Below are 17,710 nucleotides of genomic sequence, written 5' to 3' on the forward strand. Positions count from 1 at the left end.
TGTATGCCAACGATCTCACCCCCGACGGCAGCTGGCTGCGCCGCCCAGCTGCGGACCGGGCGGTGCGGGTGGAGCGGGCGCGGCCGTGGACCGCGCCCGAGACCGCCGCCTTCCGCCGCGAGCTGGCCCGTACCGACCGGCGGGTGCACACCGAACTGGCCGGTGAAGACCGGCGGACAGCCCGGGGCAGGGAAGACCGAGCCCACCCGCATGGTGCGCCGCGCCATGCGGCCCGGCACCACCCGCCTGACCGGCGACGACTTCAAGGCCGCGCAGCCGGACTACCGGCAGCTGCTGCGGCAGGATCCGCGCGGCGCCAGCACGGCCATCCGCGCCGACTACCGGGCCTGGTTTGCTCGCGCGGAAGAGTACGTGCGGCTGCGGCGCGGCGACCTGCTCATCGAGGCCGCCCCCGAACAGACGTCCGACGAAGATCACGCCTACTTCGTCGGCATCGCCCACTTCATGGCCGGCCTGCCCCTCGATGACCCGTCGCCAGCACAGTGGATCGACGGCGAACCAGCCACCCGCAGCCGCTGGCGGGCCCTGGTCACCGCGCGGCGCGAGCACCTGGGCTCACTGCGATGACACCTGCGGGACGTGCCTCACCTCACACGGCCCGCAGCGGCAACACCGGAACAAGCAGGGGAAGTTCACCGTTCATCTACATGTGGCTGCGGAGGGGACAGTGTCCCCGGGCCTCACCTACAGCCCATGGGACGATCGTCCGGCTGAAGCCCCATGGAGCCTTCCGCCGCGAGGCGACCGCCCTCCGCACGCCACCACCTGCCGCCCCGGCTGGTCTCCCCCGTCCAGCCGGGGCCTTCCTCATACCGCGGGCTACTGGGCGAGCGTGACGGTGATCGGGACGTCGGGGCAGCGGCTGAGGTTCTCGGCCAGTGCGGCTTCCTCGGTCGGGTCGACGGAGAGCTGGTAGCGGGTCTTGTCAGCAACCCAGTCGGCGACGTACTGGCAGCGGTAGCCCTCGTACGGGGGCAGCCACTCGCTCGGATCCTTGTCGGCCTTGGACCGGTTGCTCGCCGCGGACACCGCGATCAGGGCGCGAGCGTCGTCCAGGTCGTTGGCGTACGCCTCCCGCTCCTTCGCCGTCCACGCGGAGGCGCCGCTGTCCCAGGCCTCAGCCAGCGGCACGAGGTGATCGACGTCCAGGAGCCGGGCGGCATCGAAGTAGCGGTCGTCGTACGGGCTGTACCAGGACCCGCCGGTGAGCGTGCAGTTCGAGCCCTGCACGGGCGCGGTGACGGCCTCCTCGAGAAGGACCTCCGCGCGGGTGTTGCACCCGTCCTTGTTTATCTGTACCCCTCCCTCCAGGCTCCGCGCTGTCGGAACAGCACCGGCCCGCACGAGGATGCAACACCCAAACAGGCGTTATCTGTAAGTGTCGATCTAGGATGCCGAACTTGAACCAGTACCGAGCCCAGAGGGTCCTTGAAGCCGATGGGAGCCTCAGCGCAACCCTGCTAGGGCCCAACAGCGTTGTCGAGCCGGCTGAGGACTACCTCTGCTTCCTCCAGAACATTGGGCGCTCCTGGCACACCACCCGGGGCTACGCGAGTGACCTCGCCCTTTATTTCGACTTCCTCGATCGCAGGGGCATGGACTGGCGTGAGGTCGGGATGCCACAGATCGGCGCGTTCACCGCACACCTGCGCGGCACCAACCGCGCCAAGCCGAACACCGGACTGGTCCTGCTCCGCACCGCTGCGCCGTCCCGGTCGCCGGCGAGTGTCCAGCGGGCCCTCACCGCAGTCTTCGGCTTCTACGACTTCCACGCCGACACCCCACTGGCCGACGCACTCACCCGCAGCCGACAGCACCGGCTTGACGTACGCCGCTACGTCTCCAAGGACCCTCGCTCGATCGTCGCCGTGAAGGTGCCGAAGAAGATCAAACCCTGCCTGTCCAAGGAACAACTCGTCACCGTCCTCACCACCCCAGCGCGCCTACGGGACCGACTGCTGCTCTCCACGATGGGCCTCAATGGACTACGTGTTGGCGCCGCCCTCGGCCTGCGCCACGAGGACATCCGCGTGCGCAAGGGCGAACTCGCGGTTGTGCCCCGAGACGACAACGCTAACAACGCCCGAGCGAAGCGCCGCTCCACGCTCACGATCCCGCTCCACCCGACCGTCGGGCGGCTCTACACGAGGTATCTCGATGAGGAGTACGGCGACTGGGACAGCGACTACGTGTTCATCAATCTCTGGTCCACCAACGCTGGTGCGCCGATGACCTACGACAATGTGCGTTCTCTGATCGCCCGCACAAGTGGAGCCGCCAAGATCCCTATGACGGCCCACGTCCTCCGGCACGCCTTCGGCACCCGCGAACTCAACAACGGTGCTCCGCAGGAGGTTGTCCAAGAACTGCTTGATCACGACAACCCAGCAATGACGCGCGGCTACGCGCGACTCACCGGCGAGCGGTTGAAGCAGGAATTCCTCTCCGCAGCCAGGTTCAACGCCGCAGGTGAACGGCTCCAGCTGCTCGCACCGGACAGTGCGCTGGCCGATGTGGCGTGGATGAAGGAGCAAATGAACCGCGCCAAGGTCACCCTTCCGAACGGCTACTGCGCGCTGCCTTTGCAGCAAACCTGCGAGGTCCAGAACGCTTGCTTGGACTGCAACGACTACTTCGTCACCACCCCCGAGTTCATCCCGGCTCACGAGGCCCAGCGAGAGCGCACGGTGGGACTCATCGACACCTTCGAGGCCTCCGGACAGAGCCGCATGGCCGAGAAGAACCGACAGGTGTTGGTCAAACTCGACACCCTCTTGGAGACCCTGCGGAGCGCCGAGTGAACGACGCCCTCGACCGTTACCGCGAAGAGCGGCGCACCCAGATGCACGCCAACGTTACCCGCGCCCTGCGTGACCTCGACCGGGCAGGGAAGCCCATCAACATGAGCCGGGTCGCATCCGAGGCAGGAGTATCCAGGCAGTGGCTTTACGACAGCCCGTTCCGTTACGAAATTGAACGTCTTCGCCAGCGTCCCACGCGTGATGCCCCGAAGGCCCGGCCTATCGGTGAGGCATCGAGCGAGGCGTCCCTACGAGCCCAGAACGATGCACTGCGACAGCGGCTCAAAGAAGTTCGCGAAGAGAACGCCGAGCTGCGGGAGGAACTGGCCAGAGCACTGGGGCTACTGCGGGCTTCACCCCGAAGACGCTACTGAACTTGAACGGGTGTTGTCGGGACACGGTGAGCGGGGTGGTACCCCGAGCCGCTCCGCGTGTGGCAGTCGCGTCAGGATGAGGACATGACCGAGAGCGAAGCGGATCTGCTGGCGTTGCTGCGCGAGCTCGATGATCCGGAGTGGCTGGAGTGGCCGCAGCACTACAACCGTGTTGAGACCGCAGCCCTCTTTGGCGGTCTGGTGACCCGGTTCGAAGGTGACTTCGCAGCTCGCTGCACGGCTGAGCAGGACACTCAGGACTCCAGCGAGTACGGACGCGTCGTTGTGCCCGGGAACGCGACCGTATGCGGAACCCGGATCGTCGTCTGTGTGAGCAAATTCGGCTCGCTGGCTCTGGTCTGCGCGGATAACCCCGGTGCCTTCCTTGGGACGGAGGACGCCCAGGCCGAGGGCGAGCTGGACGGCGCTGACCTTGCCAAGGCCAATCGAGCGTTGGTTGAGCTCGGCTATGTGGTGGTTCCCGAGGAGCTGTTGGAGCTCGACTACGACGGGCCGAGCAAGCTGCCCTGGCACGTTCAGCGGCCCAGTTGGTGGCATCGCTTCTTCGGCATCTTCTGACGATCACGCCGACAGGGTCAGGCCGGTGCCGTTCCCTCATCCGGCGCTAGACTCAAGCTATGCGGACATGTCCACCAAGAGCGTTGGGCGTGGATACGGCGCGTTAGAGGTTGCGGCTACGGATAACCTTGTCGGCGTCGGTCCAGTGCTTGAACTTCGAGCGTTCGTAGCCGGCCCGGCTTTCGTCCTGGACGGCCAGCGCCTGCAGGGCGTCGCGGACGGGCAGGGTGACGCTGTCGCCGGGCGCCGCCGGAGCGAACCGGCCGGCGTCGGCGGACGCTGTGGCGTGTACGGCGGCGGGGGCGAGCAGGGCCACGAGCACGGACAGCACGACCCGGGGGCGGGTGAGACGCACAGAGGATCCCTTCGAAGATCACCGGCAGTTCATGATCTTCGTATTGGGTCCGGCCCCGGCCCGTCCGACGTTTCGCCGCCGCCTCACCCCCACGCGCGGTAAGTCACATCGTCACCCCGCACACAGCACCTGGCAGTCCCGGCACTGCGGGGTCTTCGGCTCGCAGCTGGTGGATGACGCCGTACTCGCGCCCGAAGCGGTTGGCCTCCGCCGCGGACCCGGCTATCCGGTGCAGCCAGAACGCGTACGCCACGGACTTGATCTGGTCCTCCGTCAGATGTAGCCGCCACCGTTTCACCGTGTGATCGCATGATGCCGTACGGACCTGTTCGGCAAGCCCGGCGGCTGGCTGCACCCTCAGCTCTCCGTCGAGGCTGAGAAACGTCCGCAGGACCGCCAGCTGTGACGGAAGGAGCTCGATCAGCCGCTGCCCCTCCCCCGCCCTGCTGGGTCCGGATGCGGGCTGGGGCCGGGTGCGGGCGTAGGCGAGGGTGTCGTGACCGTACGCGGTGAGCCGGGCCGCCCAGCGCACCGGCCGGCCCTCCATCGCCGACAACTCCGCACGGACCTCCCGGCCCCCCAGTTCCACCAGGCCCCGGCCGGCGAGGGTGTTCACGCCGTGCCGCTGAGCCGGGAGAAGCTTCGAATCCAGCACCCAGCCGTGCAAGCCGTCCCCGGCCCCCTCCCCGCACTCGCGGAGCGCCTCCAGGACGGCGAGCGCCGTCTCCCTGTCCCTCATCCATCCCCCTGCTGTCTTGCCCGCCGTCAGCCGACCATAGACGAACCGATCGTCCACAAGGCTCGAGAGGCGGCTGGGACAGCCCCACACACCAGAGGTCCCCGGCTGATGCGCACCAGTGGGTTACTCGGTGTCGGATTCCCGGTCTCGCAACGCTCGCTTGGCCCTGTGCCATGAGGCGAAGAGATCAGGGAGCTGCTCCAGAATGCCGCGCACCGTGAACAGGAGCAGGGTCACCACACCTGACGCGGCCAGGATCCACAACGTGAGCACGTCCAACGATTCGACACACCTTCACAACAGCGGTCGAACCGGCGTCGGTTGTTGCTCAGTTCGACCGGAAACGGTCAGAACTGAGTTCCACGCCGACAGTAAAGCTCAGGTACAGCAGGGAGGGGAGGCTCAGGTGGCGAGCCGAGGCTCCCACAAACGGACGTCGGAGGGCAGGAGTCCGGGTCGTGGTTCACGGATCGCACAGGCACGGCGACATGTCGGCTCGCCAGTGTCTGAGTCCTGCACACCGCACTTTAGGCCTCACCGCTGACGGCGACGTGTTCTCGCTGGTTTCTTTCATGGCACGACGATGTACGTGATATATGCCCCGCCCGTCCGGGCCGCGCTGGCTCATCCCTCGTCTGCAGGTGCGACCTGAATGGCCAACGGCGCCGCCAGCAGCGCAACCAGTTCGGCGGCCCTCGGCCGATCCACCTAACCGGCCGAGGGCCGCCGAACTGGTTGCTGCTGCGTTCAGGGCGTGAGGTCCAGTACGCGGACCGGCTCACCTGCCCACCGGTTCGGGGCAGTGCGGCAGCCAGATCCAGATCGAGGACGGTGATGCTTGGCACGGAGGCCAGATGCTCGGCCGTGCCGGGCCGGGCACGATCGGCTTCCACTAATGCGCACGCCGACGCGTACAGGAACCAGCCCGGTTCGGCGTGGGCGCGGTGAATCAGGCGGGAAGCGAGGACGTTGCCCTGGCCTGCCGCGGCCATCGCGGTGTCGTCCAGGACGATGTGCATGGCGTCGCTCACTGGCCGCCCACCCGGGCCAGGCGCCGGTCCAGCTCCCCGCTCACCGCGACGCACGGTGTACCAAGACGTGTACCCGTCACGCTACGCCGGCTCGTAGCAGGTGGGGCACCCAGTGACCGCTCCACGCCCAGGTGTGCGTGATCGCACGTGACCGGCCCCTCGCAGTCGAGCACTGGGGTGACGCTGACAGGCTCGATGCCGCACGGAGCCGGGCGTGCGGGCGGCGAGGTCGATCCCGCTTTCCAGGGGGGCAGCACGTCCAGCACCCCCGTGGGCTGGGTCACGCCTCGGACGTCGTGGCGACGCGGGGGTTGACCTGCATCGTTTCGGGCAGGCGGTCGGCATTGAGGATGTGACAGGTGGACGATGTAGTGGTCACGCGGCGCAGCCGGGGGTGTGCGGCCAGGGGGCCAGGTCGACTTCGTCGGCGTCGGATATCTGTAGCCGTTTCAGCGCGGGAAACGCCGAGAGGACCGCCACCAGATCCGGCCCCGCGCTGCTGGCCCGCTTGGCCGCGTACGTCGTCAGCGTCGAGCGCTGGCCCGACCTGGTCGACGAGGCCCGCCTGCGGCTGGCCGGGCAGGGCGTCGGCAATGCCGAGGTCGTACTCGGCGACGGGACCCTCGGGATGCCGACCCGTGCCCCGTACGACGCCGTCATCGTCTGCGCGGCCTTCCCGCGAGTGCCTGAGCCGCTCGTGGATCAGCTCCGCACCGGTGGCCGGCTCGTCCAGCCGATCGGGCAGGGCGGGCAGGAGCGCGTCGAGCTGTACGAGCGGCGGGCCCGCGGCCTGGTGCACCGCAGGACGGTCACCGCGGCCCGGTTCGTCCGGCTGTACGGCGCCCATGGCTACGACCAGCGGTGACGCGCTCAGCGCTGATAGGTGCCGACCAGGGTGCCGGAGGCCAGCTCCCTGCCCTTCAGTGCACGGTGCACGTCCTCGGCGCCAGGATGGTCGTGCAGCGGCAGCGGCTCAGACAGGGCGTACAGGCGGAAGAAGTAGCGATGCGGCCCGTGCCCCGGTGGAGGCATCGGCCCTCCCCAGCCCACGCGGCCAAAGCCGTTGGGCCACGGCAGGCCCCCGTGGGGCTTCTGGCCCTCCGCCGCCCCGGTGGTCCCCGGATCGATGCCGGTCACCAGCCAGTGCAGGAAGGTCGTCCCCGGCGCGTCCGGGTCCTCGCACAGGAGCACCAGCTCTGTGGCCTCGTGGGGCACCCCCGACCAGGTCAGGGGCGGTGAGATGTTCTCACCCTCCCCGCTGTACCGAAGGGGGATCACCGTTTTGTCATCGAACGCGGTGCTGCTGAGTTCAATTCCGCTCATGCGCGCCGCCATACCCGCAACGGCGGCACCGGCACCGGTCCGCACCCCAAAACCCCCGTTCGGCCGAGCCCACCCGGGCCGCCTCCGGAAGCGGGGGTGAAGATGGCAGTGTGCCGACAAGGATCCTGCTCGAGGGCCGCCCTGGTGCGGGCAAGACAACCGCCCTCCGTCGGCTGGCCGCGCTGCTGCCCACCCACACGGCCACCGGCTTCACCACGGAGGAGATCCGGCAATCCGGCGGCCGCGTCGGTTTCGCCCTGGAGACCCTGGCAGGCCGGCGGGAGGTGCTCGCCCATGTCGACCTGCCCGGTCCGCCACGGGTAGGGAAATACGGCGTCGACCTGGGCGTCTTGGAACGACTGGCGCTGCCGTCGCTTCGGCCGGCAGCAACCGAGGAGGCAACAGGGCGGCTGGTGCTCATCGACGAGCTGGGGCGGATGGAACTGGCGTGCACGGCGTTCCGGCACGCGGTCGACGCGCTGTTCGTCGCAGAGGTCGACGTCGTCGCCACGGTCCACACGCACCGCGATCCGTTCACCGACGCCCTCAAGCGGCGCGCCGACATCGAGGTCGTCCAGCTCACTCCGGCAAACCGGGACGTCCTGCCGTGGGAGCTCGCGGCCCGGCTGCAGCAGCCCCGGACGCACGGAAGGCCTCCCTCTCACGGATGAGAGACCGGCCTCCGACCTGCTGAAAGCGGAGTCAGGGCGACAGGATGTGAAGTCACCCGGCCAGGTGCGACCGGCGGCGCCCGCTACCAAGGGTCGGTGCCTGCCCACCGAGTACGCGGCCGGCATCGCCTTCACCACCCGGTTCGGCGCCCGCCCCTCCCCGGCCGCCGTGGTGTGCCGCCCGGCGCCTCCGGCGGCATAGGGGGCGTCTCAAGGACGGCGGCGATGCCCTGCGCCAGGTATCGAATCCGGTGCGCGAAGACACCCGCGATGTTGATGCGCCCCGAGGTCGTGCCGTAGATGCCGAGCTGCCCGCGCAGTCGGCACATCTGGTCCGGCGTGAGCGGCAGCATCGAGAACATGCCCTTCGGCCATACGAGCGACGTCGCCTGGTAGCCCGCGCCCGCGAGCAGCGCCGCGCCGGCACCGCGGCGGCGCTCGCCCGCGCCACCACCGCTGACGAGAGCCTGCACCTCCTGCTGCGCTCGTACATCGAATTCGCCCTCCAGCACAGCCACTTGATCGGTCTGCTCATCGGCGAGCTCGACCAGCTGCCGGAGAAGGAACGCAAGGCGTCGAAGCAAGCACAGCGCGACTACCTCGCCCTCTGGCTCCGCGTCCTCGACGAGGTCAGGCCGGGCCTCGACACGGCCAAGGCCAAGGCCAAGATCACCGTGTGCGCGGCCCTCACCGTGGTCGACAACGCGGTCCGCACCGGCCTCCTGGGCCGGCGCCCGGACCTCGCGGACCAGCTGGCGGAGATCGGCTCGGCACTGCTCCTGCCGCGCTGACCGCCGCTTGGTACGGCCGGATATCGCGCCTACAGTGCCGCTACCCGAAGAACGACAGCCGGACCTGACGCTCCGGATTATCCCTGTTCGTGTCCGCCAACCTCCGTTAAGGCAACCCCTAGCCTCAATACCGGGACTCTGTTGGTGATGTTGGCGGGGTCATGCGGCGGCTGAGCACAGGGTGCGGAAGCGGGTGGCCCGGCGTCGCGTTCTGGGTTCGGCATCGAGCCAGTCCGCGACACGGGCGATGTTGCAGGCCAGCGCGGTGTGCTGGACGTGCGTCTTCTTCAGGCCGCGGTAGCGGGAGCGGCGCAGACCGTGGGCTCGGACGTTCTGCGAGAGGGTGGCTTCGATGCCGGCACGGATCGCGTAGCGGCGCTGCCCCTCTTCGGTGGTCTGGTCGAGTCTGTTGTGCGTCTGGCTCGCGCTCGGCACGACGCCAGCGGTAGTACGTCGAGGAGGCGATGGAAAGTTCCCGGAGTACGCACTCGACCCCCAGGTGCGGGTGCTCGTCAACGAGCGCCGTCACCTGGGCCGGGTCGGGTCGATCTGCGCCGCGAAAAACGCCGAAGCCGTCCGCAGGACCTCGTTCGCCCGCTTGAGCTGAACGTTCTCCTTGCGCAGCGCGGCGAGCTCCGCTCGCTCGTCGGTGGTCAGCCGGTCATCGCGCTCGCCGGCGTCCGCCTCGGCCTGGCGGATCCAGCCGCGCAGGGCCTCGGGGTGGACGCCGAGGTCGACCGCGAGCTTCTTGATCTGCGGCTTGGGGTCGGAGGTGCGATACATCCGTACCGCACGCTCACGCAACTCCAGCGAGTACTTCCTGGGAGCAGCCATGGTCGATGTTCCTCTCATGAGTCCCATCTGACCCTCTGTCAACACACTCCGCATCTCGGGGGAACCTCAGTGCCGCGCCTGTCGGCATTTTCAGCGTCGCCCAACAGTCAGGTCTACTCGGGCCGGAGAAATGCTCGCGCTCCAGGCCCGTCAGCCGAGCCGGCATCGTGATCCGGAAGGCCGAGACGAGCCTGGCCCTCAGCCCGCCTGGGTCGCTCAACCTTCGGCGAGAAACACTCAACTTTGGCTGCGACAGTGCATGCTCGTCGCGCTTGCCGGGGCCGTACAGGTAGACGAGCGGGCTACCGACGGATTTCTTTGACCTGCGAAAACGTGGCTCGCCTTGCGTCCAATTCCCGCGCTGAGGCGTGTGGGTTCCCGTCAGAACTTGCCCATGTGCTCCACAGTGCGATGCCCCAGCTGCTGGCTGAACGTCGCGCAGAAACCGACGGAGAGTGGCGGCCAGCCCCAGAAGTCGAAGGCGAGGGCACCCACCGCGAAATTGGACTCCCATTGCCACTCTGTGACCGAGACCGAGGCACCGCAGGCGGGGCAGGGGGCACTCCCCTCACCCGTTTCCTTCCAGGCGGCGATGCCGTCCTTGAACGGCTGCCAGACATCCTCGTCCGCCTCGAACTCCTCGGGATAGTTGATGATCACGGTCTTGATTTCGCACCGTGGGCAGACGGCGTACTCCGCATCGTCCGCTCCCTGACCGCCCACGTGGTAGTCGCGCCCAACGACGACGGCCACCGGGCCCGGCAGCCAGTCCGGGTCCGATGCGTCGGCAACGGCCCGCGCCCAGTTAGGTCCTGGCACATAGCCCTCGTCCACGGTCAGGCTGTACACCCCGTCGCTGGACACCTCACGCGTGATCAGGCCCTCAGTGACCATCCAGGCGACCATCCGCTCCGCCAGCGGCCCGGCCTCCTCGCCGGTCACCTCGACGTCGACGATCCGCTCAAAGAAGTCACCCATCGTCTCCCCTCCTATTGATCAGTCCCGGATACTGTGTCACCACGCTCTGACACCAGCCCCGGCATCGGTAAGGGAATCAGGGGCGGGAGGTGCTCGCAGCTCCTGACCCCGCGACTGCCATTCCGTCACCTCACGAGCCGCATTTCGTCGGTAGTCCCGAGCAGGCCATGGGTGCGCGAGCCGCGCCGGATCTTGGGGACCATCACGAGGGGAAGGTCATCGGCGCGCGGGAGGTGCGCCACGGCGGCCACCACCGCTTCTGCAGACAGTTGGCGCGTGTTGCCGCCTGGTTGGCGACGCTACCAGAGCAGCGAACCCGTCACTGGTGAATGCAATAGGCGCTCAGGCGAGAGCCTGGAGGCCGATGGGCCACAGCAGAGTGGTGGCCGCCCAGGTGAAGCCTGCGCCGAAGGAGGTCACGACGACTCGTTGCCTGGCTTCCAGCTGCCCGTCGATCGCGGCGTGACTTAGCAGCAGGGGGATCGAAGCTGCAGAAGTGTTGCCGACTCGGGCGATGTTGGACGGTACGCGTTCGGCCGGAATTCCCAGGGCGTTGGCCACTGCTGCGCTGATGCGTGCGTTTGCTTGGTGGACGATCAGCCTGTCAATGTCCTGGGCGGCCCATCCTGCTGCGGTGGCTGCCTCTTGAGTCACGTGAGTGATGCGGCGCACCGCGTGACGGAATACCTCGTTTCCTTTCATGCGTACGTAGAGATTCTCCAGGTCGGCAGTGGTACGTGAGGGGCTCCGGGACCCGCCGCCGGGGATGACGATGGCGTCTGCGTGCTCGCCGTCGCTGCCCCATGCGGCTGGTCCGAGGGCTCCGGGTTCGTCGGCGTGTCCGGCTGTGAGTACGACTGCACCCGCCCCGTCGCCGAAGATCGGCGCGGTGGATCGGTCGGCGGGGTCGATGACGGCCGACATCTTCTCCGCTCCGATGACCAGTACGGTGCCGACGGTTTTCGCGTGGATGAGTCCCGCTGCGACAGTCGTTGCGTAGACGAAGCCCGAGCATCCTGCACCGAGATCGAAGGCAGGCACTTGGCACAGGCCGAGTTGGTGGGCCACCACCGGTGCGGTGCCAGGAACGTGATGGTCCGGAGTGGCGGTGGCCAGAATGACGGCGTCGACGTGCTCGAGCTCCGCCGATTTCATTGCCCGGAGTCCTGCCTCCACGGCCAGGTTACTGGTGGCAGTCGCCGGATCGGCGATGTGTCGCTCGGCAATACCGATACGGGTGCGGATCCATTCATCTGTCGTGTCCAGGCGTGCTGCAAGGTCGGCGTTGCTCACTTTCAGTGGGGGCAGATAGGACCCCAGGCCGATCAACCGCGCGGCAGGCGCTGGCGACGGAGGCATGGCTTTACGTGCAAAGATCAACGGTTTGTCTTCTCTGTGCTTGCTCGTTGGCGTCACCGTCAGCGGAGGGGATGCCTTCGGAATTGCGGACTGACCGGCTGCTCGTTGTGATCCCGCTGTCGCTCGCGTGCTGCCGCTGCGGCCGGTGATGACCGGCGCTGTTGACTGGGGAGCCGGGGCGCGCCTACGCCTCGGGCACTGCGTGTGGTCGTTCTGTCTGGGGGTGGAGACCCTGCTCTTGCGGACTCTCGCGGTCGGGGGATGATGCTGTCCGTTGAGCTACGAGGCTGACCAGGTCGTCCATGGTGGTCGGCTTCGCCAGCTCGTTTTCGGTGATCACGACGCCCAGGCGCTCTTCGAGGATCATGGACAGCTCGGTCACCGCCAGGGAGTCGATGCCGGCTTCCTCCTGCGTCGCCTGACGCGTGATCGATTCGGCCGGCAGGTTCCCCTGGTGGACCAGGATGCCTTTGATGAAGTCAAAATCGATGACGACTGCGGTATCACAGGCAGCGGCAGGTAGGGGGAGCGTCACGCCGGCGTGGGGAAGTTGCTCCGCTCGGCTGCCCGCCTGCGGGTCGTCGTCAGAGCGCGGGAGGTCGCCCACGGCGTCGTGGAACAGACGGGGCAGCTGGTTCAGGCCGGGGAGGACGGCGTCGGTAACGAAGCAGATGCTGGTGGTTCCGTTGTAGCTGCAGGCCACGATCGATGCCGGCTGGTGCCGGGGGAGCCAGGTGAAGGGCTGGAGGCGGGTGACGGGGTCCTGTTTGTAGCGCAACGGCCGGTGGATGGCGAGGTAGGACGTGCTGATGGTGGCCCGGGCGGGTGTGGTCAGCCGGGTTGCCAGAGCATGGAAGGCGCGTGCGGGGACGAGGTCCATCACGGAGCGCATGGCCTTGTGGCGGGCCGGGTCTTTCGTGGTGCGGGTGGCGGCGATGACGTGGTCGAGGCGGCCTTCGGCTGTCGGCTCGTGGCAGGGCAGGGGCGCGGGTGCGAAGGTGAAGAAGTTTCCCGGCCGGTCGTGGTCCTCGGTCCGGCGCAGGTTGACCATCGTGATCGCTGGGAGCGGCCTGTCGGCGCCGCGGGGCCAGGATTGTGCAGCCCATGTGCGCAGGGCTCCGCTGAGGGCGGCCAGGAAGCCGTCGTTCGTGTCGCCGCCGCGGGCGGTGGCGGCTTGCCGCAGCCGCTGGGTGGGGACATCCGCCCAGTTGATATCACGGTGGCCGGTCAGGGACAGTTCGGTGTCGTTCCAGGCGTTGTTGATGGCACTTGCGGTGAGCATGCCGCGCACGGTGCTCAGGTAGGCCGCGGCGCCTGCCCGGAGCGCTGGGTGCGTGCTGGGCGCGGGTGCGGTGCCGAACAGAGCGGTCAGGGTACCGATCAGACCCATACCGTCCTGGGTGCTGTGGTGCGCTCGCAGGCAGATGGCATAACGCCCCGGGGCGTACCCGGCCAGCAGCCAGATGTCCCACAGCGGGCCCTCGGCGGGCAAGGGGTGCGCGACGAGACCGGTCAGGGCTGTATCGAGGTGCTGGTCGCCTGATGGGAGGTGCTGTTCGCGGACGCGGTGGTTAAGGTCGGGGGCTGGGTCGTGGTGCCAGCGGGCTTTGAGGCCGGGGCCGTGGAGGTAGTGGGTCAGGCGCGGTTGGTCTTTCAGGTGGGAACCGACATAGGCGCGGAGTTCGCTGAGGGTTGGAATGGTTCCTTCCAGATGGAGGATCACTCCGATGGTCTGGGAGATCGTGGGATAGACCTGGGCCATGTCGTGCATGGTCAGGTCCATGGGCGTGGGACGCAGGGGAACGGTCACGGGGTTCTCCGCAGTGGTGGTTCGGTGGGGGGACAGAGGTCAGGCCGGTGTGAGCCGGAAAATCGGCTGGAAGTGTCCCGAGCGTTGGGCGAAGGAGACGTAGGTGGGCCCGGCTTGGATGAGGTGGTCCCGGGCGGCGGGCCGCTCGGTCCCTTCCAGACGGGTCGGCAGCGGCTCGGTCGAGGTTGGTCGGGGACTTGTCGCATCCGTGCACGTGGCTCCCGGCTACGGCCAGGGGCCAGTCGATGCCCGCTGCACATCCCGTGACCAGGCATACGTGCCCGGGCGGGGAAGCCGGTTTGGAGCGCGGGCTCATGGGGCTGTCCTCTCGGCGAGTTGCGCAATGCTGTGCTGGCGGCCCGGCACGGCAATGCGTGATGGCCGGATACGAGGGGTGAGGTGGCCCAGGGCGAGAAGAGTGAACGCGTCGGTCAATACGGGGACGTGATACGGGAAAGGACGCGGGCCGAGCATGTCGGGAACGGAGATGATGCTGCCGTCGGGACGCTGCTGCGTGAGCAGGTAGCCAGTGGCGTGCGCAGCGGGAGCAGGGTCGCGCTGTCCGGCCAGGATGATCAGGGCGTAGGCGGTGCTGATGGCATCGCTTGAGGCGCCGTCCCTCTGTCCGAAGCCGCCGTCCGCGTTCTGTGTGCTCTGCACCAGGCCGGCGATCCGACCGCTCATGTCTTGGACAGTCAGAGAGGCCTGCCAGTGGTGGGTGGCGAGGTAGGCCCTGAAGAGGGTGTGCAGGCGACTGCTGCTCCAGCCGGGGGGAAAGGAGCCGTCAGGCATCTGACGGTCGGCGAGAAAGCGCAGAGCAGGCTGGATGAGGTGACGGTGGCGGTCTTGGGTGCTGAGCGCGTTGATCGCGGCGGCGGTCATGCACGCCTCGGAGGGAGTGCCCGCTCCGTAGGTGGGGAATCCGCCGTCGGCGCCGCGGACCGCGACCAGTGCGTCCAGGGCACGCTCAATCGGGTCGCGGTAGGCGACCGGGTCCAGCTGATGCAAGAACTCGACTGCGACGGTGGTGCAGTCCGTGTCGGAGAGCTCAGCGTGGTCGGTGTACGACCAGCCGCCGTTCGCGTGCTGAACATGCACAAGGTGCCGGGCGATGCGGTGCATCACCTCACGCGGTGCGCCAGCACTGCCCAGAGCCAGACCCACGACGACGGTGCTCCACGTGTCGGTGTCCGTGACGAAGGGCAGGCCGCCGTCCTCCCGCTGATGCCTGAGGGCAGTACTCAGGCCGGCATCGACGACGCTCTCCATACCGGGGACGTCCACCAGGGCATGCAGGACTGACAGGTGAATGAAGAGGTTTCCCTCCCACACCCTTCCCGGACGTTGGGTGGATGCCAGCCGAGTGACATCCTCCCCGCCAGCGCGATTTCTACCTGCCGCCCGGCCCAGGATCGCGTTCACCGCAACGGTCTGCACCGCAGCCCAGGGATGCAGCGCGCTCACATCGACAGCATGGGGAGCGACGTCGGCATGGTCGGTAGCCACGCCCAGCATGGTGAAGATGGCCTGCACCAGGGCTCGTTTGCGTGATCCGGTGAAGTCCGGTACCCGGCTGACAATGTCCTCGAGGGCCTGGCGACGCGCCGGCTGCCTGGTGCCCCGGCCCAGGGCAGCGGCGGCTACGGTCGTATCAATAAGGTCTTCGCTGTTCTGATGGCGCTCCAGGTAGCTCACGATGCGAGTACGCGCGTCGTGGTGGCCAGATCCACACCGCTCCACCAGCGCCAGGGCGAGCGCGGATTCGAGGACCCGACTGCGGCAGGCGTCGCGCACGGCACCGTCCGCACCCACCCGGTTCAGCACGTGCACCAAAAGACGTCTGCGTCCGGCAGGCAGCGCTGCTGGGAAGTACGACGACAGCCAGGCCGGGGGGAGCTGCTTGGCGGCAGGGGGTCTCATCGGTAGGACAGTCCTTGGATGGCACGAGAAACACGGTCGAGCGTGAAGCGGCAGGGCGGGCGAACGAGGTCGGTCACACGGGCCGGGGCGCCCAACGGGCATCGAAGCGATGGGTGACGCCAAGCCAGTGCAGCGTCGCGGCCACAAAGGACCCGAGTGCCGCCACGTAACGCCGTACTTCCTCCCGCTCAGTTCCGGGAAGGGTCATCGCCGTCAGCGAAGCGGCCAGGGCATGGAAATCCCTGACACGGTCAGCGCGCATTGCCGTGGCCTGCTCGCGTGCCGAGGACAGGGAGCAGCCGCGCTCACGGCTCAGCACCGTCACCAGGTTGTCGCGGTCCTCCCGCAGGTCATCCTCGGCCGAGACCAGGTCATTGCTCCAGCCGGCCACATCAGCCACGGCCCGCCGCAGGGCCCTCATGAGGTCCTCCCCCATGGGCAAGCCGGGCCAGGGCGCGCCAGCGGTGCACTCCAGGATGTCTGCCAGAGGCAGGGCGGTGATGGTCCTGCGACGCCGCAGCACGTAGTCGCTGAGCCCCATCGGGACCCGGTCGGTGCGGCCGGCGGCCTCTTCCTGCATGGCCAGGGCGAAGTCGCGGTAGTCGGCAACGAACCGCTCCCGCCACTGAGTGGACATCCGCGGAGCCGTACGCCGCCACAAATCATCCAGGGCCTGCTCAATCCCGCTGACGGATCCGGCAGGGCCGCCGGTGATCACGTTCAGCAGCCGGGTGAACAGCGACGCGACCTCTTCCGGCCGGATACCGACCCGGCTGCGGTCGAACCGGTCGTCGACCAGGCAGATGAATGCCGCCCACTGCGCCGTCAGTTCCAGATCGGCGTCGCTCGCCTCCGGCACCGCCAGCTCAGCGAGTTTCCCCAGCCGCATAGCAAGCAGACGCCCTTCTTCAAAAGCGTCAACCACCAGGCTCAAGTCCCGCGCCCATGCCAGCACCGCAGCGCCGGTCTTCTCAGCCCGGACCTCACCCAGCAGACCAGCACTGACAAGGCCGGCACCAGTCTCCCCCCACATCCGATTCAGCCCAGCGCCGGTACCACATCGACACGGCCCGCCAGCGTGGTCAGACTGCTCCCAGTGGGAACCGGCGACGCGCCGAACGCTCGAGAGAACACCGCCGCACCGTCCGGCTTGAGCGTCGTATTGAACGGCCTGCCCTCAACCGAGCCCGGCGAGTTCACGGAGGGCATAGTGACCGTGATCTTCGTCATGTCGAGCTCGTACGTGGAGAGATCAACCGGCAGCGCCGCTTCATCTCCGACCGTCGCATCCACCAGCATCGACCGCCGCGCCAAGTCACCGTGCGCCCCGGTGAAGCGCAGACTGCGCCCGTCCGAGGCCCTGGTGAAGGTCAGGCCACCACCCGCCGTCCAGGACCCCTCGGTCAGGTCGAGACTGATCTTGCCCTTCATCGGCCACTGCACGCACGGAGTCGGTCCTGAAGAGTCCAGCACAGCCGGAGCACCAGCCGCCATCGCAACTCCGTCAGCCGCCAGATGCTCAGCCGCCGTTGAAGACAAGCACCACGTGACCGTCCCCGCGACAGGCATCACGGGTCCCGCAGCCACTGCCGCAGACACGCCAACGGCCGACAGGGAAACAAGAGCAGTGGCGATCACCGTGCGACGTTGCATGAGCAAGCCTTCCGTTGGACGGCTGCCAGAATTGCCCATAACACCCCCAACATCGGGTGAGTGAACGTTTTCGCACCCGAAGTTCACCTGAAGGCGTGAGGCCCCGCTCCAGCTGCGTGGCGACGAGAACGCACACGTCGGTCCACCACATCGGCCACCTCGCGTGCGGGTTCCGTCTCAATATGACTCGTTCGAAACCGAGGTCCTGAAGTCTGACAAGCCCGTTCTGCTGGAGTTCCGGGCCGAGTGGAGCGGACCCAGCAAGTCGCTCGCACCCCTCCTCGACGAAGTCGCCCGCGAGTACGGCGAGAGGCTCACCGTCGCGAGTCTGGACATCGACCAGAACCCCCTCACACCGGAGCAGCACAACGCGCGCAGTGTTCCGACACTGATGATGTTCAAGGGAGGCACAGACTGACAGTCAGCGAACGGTCCGGCAAGCCGTTCAAGGGGAAGCTCCCCGCCTGTTTG

21 protein-coding genes and 2 pseudogenes are annotated in these 17,710 nt (G+C 67.8%); 8 read left to right on the top strand and 15 right to left on the bottom strand.

The window, feature by feature from the left end; all coding sequences use genetic code 11:
* Window positions 1–162 precede the first annotated feature (162 nt).
* Complete coding sequence (locus OG568_RS53810) at window positions 163–588, top strand: zeta toxin family protein (RefSeq protein WP_329537350.1); 426 nt, start codon at window positions 163–165, stop codon at window positions 586–588.
* Between the two features lie 252 nt (window positions 589–840).
* Here the strand turns inward: OG568_RS53810 and OG568_RS53815 are convergent.
* Window positions 841–1,308: pseudogene (locus tag OG568_RS53815) on the bottom strand (HNH endonuclease family protein); the annotation flags it as partial.
* A 113-nt stretch (window positions 1,309–1,421) separates the two neighbouring features.
* On the opposite strand from OG568_RS53815, the gene OG568_RS53820 reads away from it, so the two are divergent.
* From OG568_RS53820 to OG568_RS53830, 3 genes are all read left to right on the top strand, one after another.
* Window positions 1,422–2,822 (top strand): tyrosine-type recombinase/integrase, encoded by a 1,401-nt coding sequence (locus tag OG568_RS53820; RefSeq protein ID WP_329537351.1) that lies wholly within the window; start codon window positions 1,422–1,424, stop codon window positions 2,820–2,822.
* The gene (locus OG568_RS53825; protein ID WP_329537352.1) at window positions 2,819–3,196 is read left to right on the top strand and encodes a DUF6262 family protein; all 378 of its coding nucleotides are present in this window, start codon (window positions 2,819–2,821) and stop codon (window positions 3,194–3,196) included. The genes OG568_RS53820 and OG568_RS53825 overlap by 4 nt, the downstream gene beginning before the upstream one ends.
* 84 nt (window positions 3,197–3,280) lie before the next feature.
* On the top strand, window positions 3,281–3,775 hold the full coding sequence (locus tag OG568_RS53830; protein WP_329537353.1) for a hypothetical protein: 495 nt from the start codon (window positions 3,281–3,283) through the stop codon (window positions 3,773–3,775).
* 103 nt (window positions 3,776–3,878) lie between these two features.
* Here OG568_RS53830 and OG568_RS53835 read toward each other — a convergent pair whose 3' ends face one another.
* From OG568_RS53835 to OG568_RS53850, 4 genes and pseudogenes are all read right to left on the bottom strand, one after another.
* Window positions 3,879–4,130, bottom strand: a complete 252-nt coding sequence (locus OG568_RS53835; protein WP_329537354.1) for a hypothetical protein — start codon at window positions 4,128–4,130, stop codon at window positions 3,879–3,881.
* 103 nt (window positions 4,131–4,233) lie between these two features.
* On the bottom strand, window positions 4,234–4,869 hold the full coding sequence (locus OG568_RS53840; RefSeq protein WP_329537355.1) for a DUF6417 family protein: 636 nt from the start codon (window positions 4,867–4,869) through the stop codon (window positions 4,234–4,236).
* 123 nt (window positions 4,870–4,992) lie between these two features.
* Window positions 4,993–5,148, bottom strand: coding sequence for a hypothetical protein (locus tag OG568_RS53845; protein WP_329538336.1), 156 nt, complete (start codon window positions 5,146–5,148; stop codon window positions 4,993–4,995).
* A gap of 520 nt (window positions 5,149–5,668) precedes the next feature.
* Window positions 5,669–5,900 (bottom strand): annotated as a pseudogene (locus tag OG568_RS53850) (hypothetical protein); the annotation flags it as partial.
* Window positions 5,901–6,408: 508 nt separating this feature from the next.
* Between OG568_RS53850 and OG568_RS53855 the strand changes: the two are divergent.
* Window positions 6,409–6,765, top strand: a complete 357-nt coding sequence (locus tag OG568_RS53855; RefSeq protein WP_443077947.1) for a protein-L-isoaspartate O-methyltransferase family protein — start codon at window positions 6,409–6,411, stop codon at window positions 6,763–6,765.
* 5 nt (window positions 6,766–6,770) lie between these two features.
* Here the strand turns inward: OG568_RS53855 and OG568_RS53860 are convergent, their stop codons facing one another.
* A complete protein-coding gene (locus tag OG568_RS53860) occupies window positions 6,771–7,223 on the bottom strand; it encodes a YbhB/YbcL family Raf kinase inhibitor-like protein (protein ID WP_329537356.1) in 453 nt (150 codons plus the stop codon).
* 110 nt (window positions 7,224–7,333) lie between these two features.
* Between OG568_RS53860 and OG568_RS53865 the strand changes: the two genes are divergently transcribed.
* Window positions 7,334–7,894, top strand: a complete 561-nt coding sequence (locus OG568_RS53865; protein ID WP_329537357.1) for a nucleoside-triphosphatase — start codon at window positions 7,334–7,336, stop codon at window positions 7,892–7,894.
* Window positions 7,895–8,025: 131 nt separating this feature from the next.
* Here the strand turns inward: OG568_RS53865 and OG568_RS53870 are convergent, their stop codons facing one another.
* A complete protein-coding gene (locus OG568_RS53870; RefSeq protein ID WP_329538337.1) occupies window positions 8,026–8,412 on the bottom strand; it encodes a hypothetical protein in 387 nt (128 codons plus the stop codon).
* Between OG568_RS53870 and OG568_RS53875 the strand changes: the two genes are divergently transcribed.
* Window positions 8,386–8,685: a hypothetical protein gene (locus tag OG568_RS53875; RefSeq protein ID WP_329538282.1), complete on the top strand. Its 300-nt coding sequence runs from the start codon at window positions 8,386–8,388 to the stop codon at window positions 8,683–8,685. The genes OG568_RS53870 and OG568_RS53875 overlap by 27 nt on opposite strands.
* A 159-nt stretch (window positions 8,686–8,844) precedes the next feature.
* Here the strand turns inward: OG568_RS53875 and OG568_RS53880 are convergent, their stop codons facing one another.
* The 8 genes from OG568_RS53880 to OG568_RS53915 all read right to left on the bottom strand — a co-directional run bounded on the left by OG568_RS53880 (window position 8,845) and on the right by OG568_RS53915 (window position 17,017).
* Window positions 8,845–9,120 carry a transposase gene (locus OG568_RS53880; RefSeq protein WP_443077948.1) on the bottom strand — a complete coding sequence of 92 codons (276 nt, stop codon included), beginning with the start codon at window positions 9,118–9,120 and terminating at the stop codon, window positions 8,845–8,847.
* A 90-nt stretch (window positions 9,121–9,210) separates the two neighbouring features.
* On the bottom strand, window positions 9,211–9,519 hold the full coding sequence (locus OG568_RS53885) for a transposase (protein WP_329537358.1): 309 nt from the start codon (window positions 9,517–9,519) through the stop codon (window positions 9,211–9,213).
* Between the two features lie 381 nt (window positions 9,520–9,900).
* Window positions 9,901–10,497 carry a hypothetical protein gene (locus OG568_RS53890; RefSeq protein ID WP_329537359.1) on the bottom strand — a complete coding sequence of 199 codons (597 nt, stop codon included), beginning with the start codon at window positions 10,495–10,497 and terminating at the stop codon, window positions 9,901–9,903.
* 342 nt (window positions 10,498–10,839) lie between these two features.
* Entirely contained in the window at window positions 10,840–11,877 is a 1,038-nt protein-coding gene (locus OG568_RS53895) for a beta-ketoacyl-ACP synthase III (protein ID WP_329537360.1), read from the bottom strand.
* Window positions 11,878–12,040: 163 nt separating this feature from the next.
* On the bottom strand, window positions 12,041–13,666 hold the full coding sequence (locus OG568_RS53900; RefSeq protein WP_329537361.1) for a wax ester/triacylglycerol synthase domain-containing protein: 1,626 nt from the start codon (window positions 13,664–13,666) through the stop codon (window positions 12,041–12,043).
* A 312-nt stretch (window positions 13,667–13,978) separates the two neighbouring features.
* Window positions 13,979–15,496, bottom strand: a complete 1,518-nt coding sequence (locus OG568_RS53905; protein WP_329537362.1) for a prenyltransferase/squalene oxidase repeat-containing protein — start codon at window positions 15,494–15,496, stop codon at window positions 13,979–13,981.
* A gap of 163 nt (window positions 15,497–15,659) precedes the next feature.
* Entirely contained in the window at window positions 15,660–16,619 is a 960-nt protein-coding gene (locus OG568_RS53910; protein ID WP_329537363.1) for a terpene synthase family protein, read from the bottom strand.
* A 5-nt stretch (window positions 16,620–16,624) separates the two neighbouring features.
* Entirely contained in the window at window positions 16,625–17,017 is a 393-nt protein-coding gene (locus OG568_RS53915; protein ID WP_329537364.1) for a hypothetical protein, read from the bottom strand.
* Between the two features lie 385 nt (window positions 17,018–17,402).
* Here OG568_RS53915 and OG568_RS53920 point away from each other — a divergent pair, with 385 nt between their 5' ends.
* Complete coding sequence (locus tag OG568_RS53920) at window positions 17,403–17,657, top strand: thioredoxin family protein (RefSeq protein WP_329537365.1); 255 nt, start codon at window positions 17,403–17,405, stop codon at window positions 17,655–17,657.
* Window positions 17,658–17,710: the final 53 nt, after the last annotated feature.

Origin of the sequence: Streptomyces sp. NBC_01450 (genome assembly GCF_036227505.1) — a bacterium.
Taxonomy (GTDB): domain Bacteria; phylum Actinomycetota; class Actinomycetes; order Streptomycetales; family Streptomycetaceae; genus Streptomyces.

Coding starts and splice junctions, on each gene's coding strand:
- OG568_RS53830 (WP_329537353.1), top strand. CDS start 3,281: ATGACCGAGAGCGAAGCGGATCTGCTGGCGTTGCTGCGCGAGCTCGAT.
- OG568_RS53840 (WP_329537355.1), bottom strand. CDS start 4,869: ATGAGGGACAGGGAGACGGCGCTCGCCGTCCTGGAGGCGCTCCGCGAG.
- OG568_RS53860 (WP_329537356.1), bottom strand. CDS start 7,223: ATGAGCGGAATTGAACTCAGCAGCACCGCGTTCGATGACAAAACGGTG.
- OG568_RS53885 (WP_329537358.1), bottom strand. CDS start 9,519: ATGGCTGCTCCCAGGAAGTACTCGCTGGAGTTGCGTGAGCGTGCGGTA.
- OG568_RS53890 (WP_329537359.1), bottom strand. CDS start 10,497: ATGGGTGACTTCTTTGAGCGGATCGTCGACGTCGAGGTGACCGGCGAG.
- OG568_RS53910 (WP_329537363.1), bottom strand. CDS start 16,619: ATGTGGGGGGAGACTGGTGCCGGCCTTGTCAGTGCTGGTCTGCTGGGT.
- OG568_RS53915 (WP_329537364.1), bottom strand. CDS start 17,017: ATGAAGGGCAAGATCAGTCTCGACCTGACCGAGGGGTCCTGGACGGCG.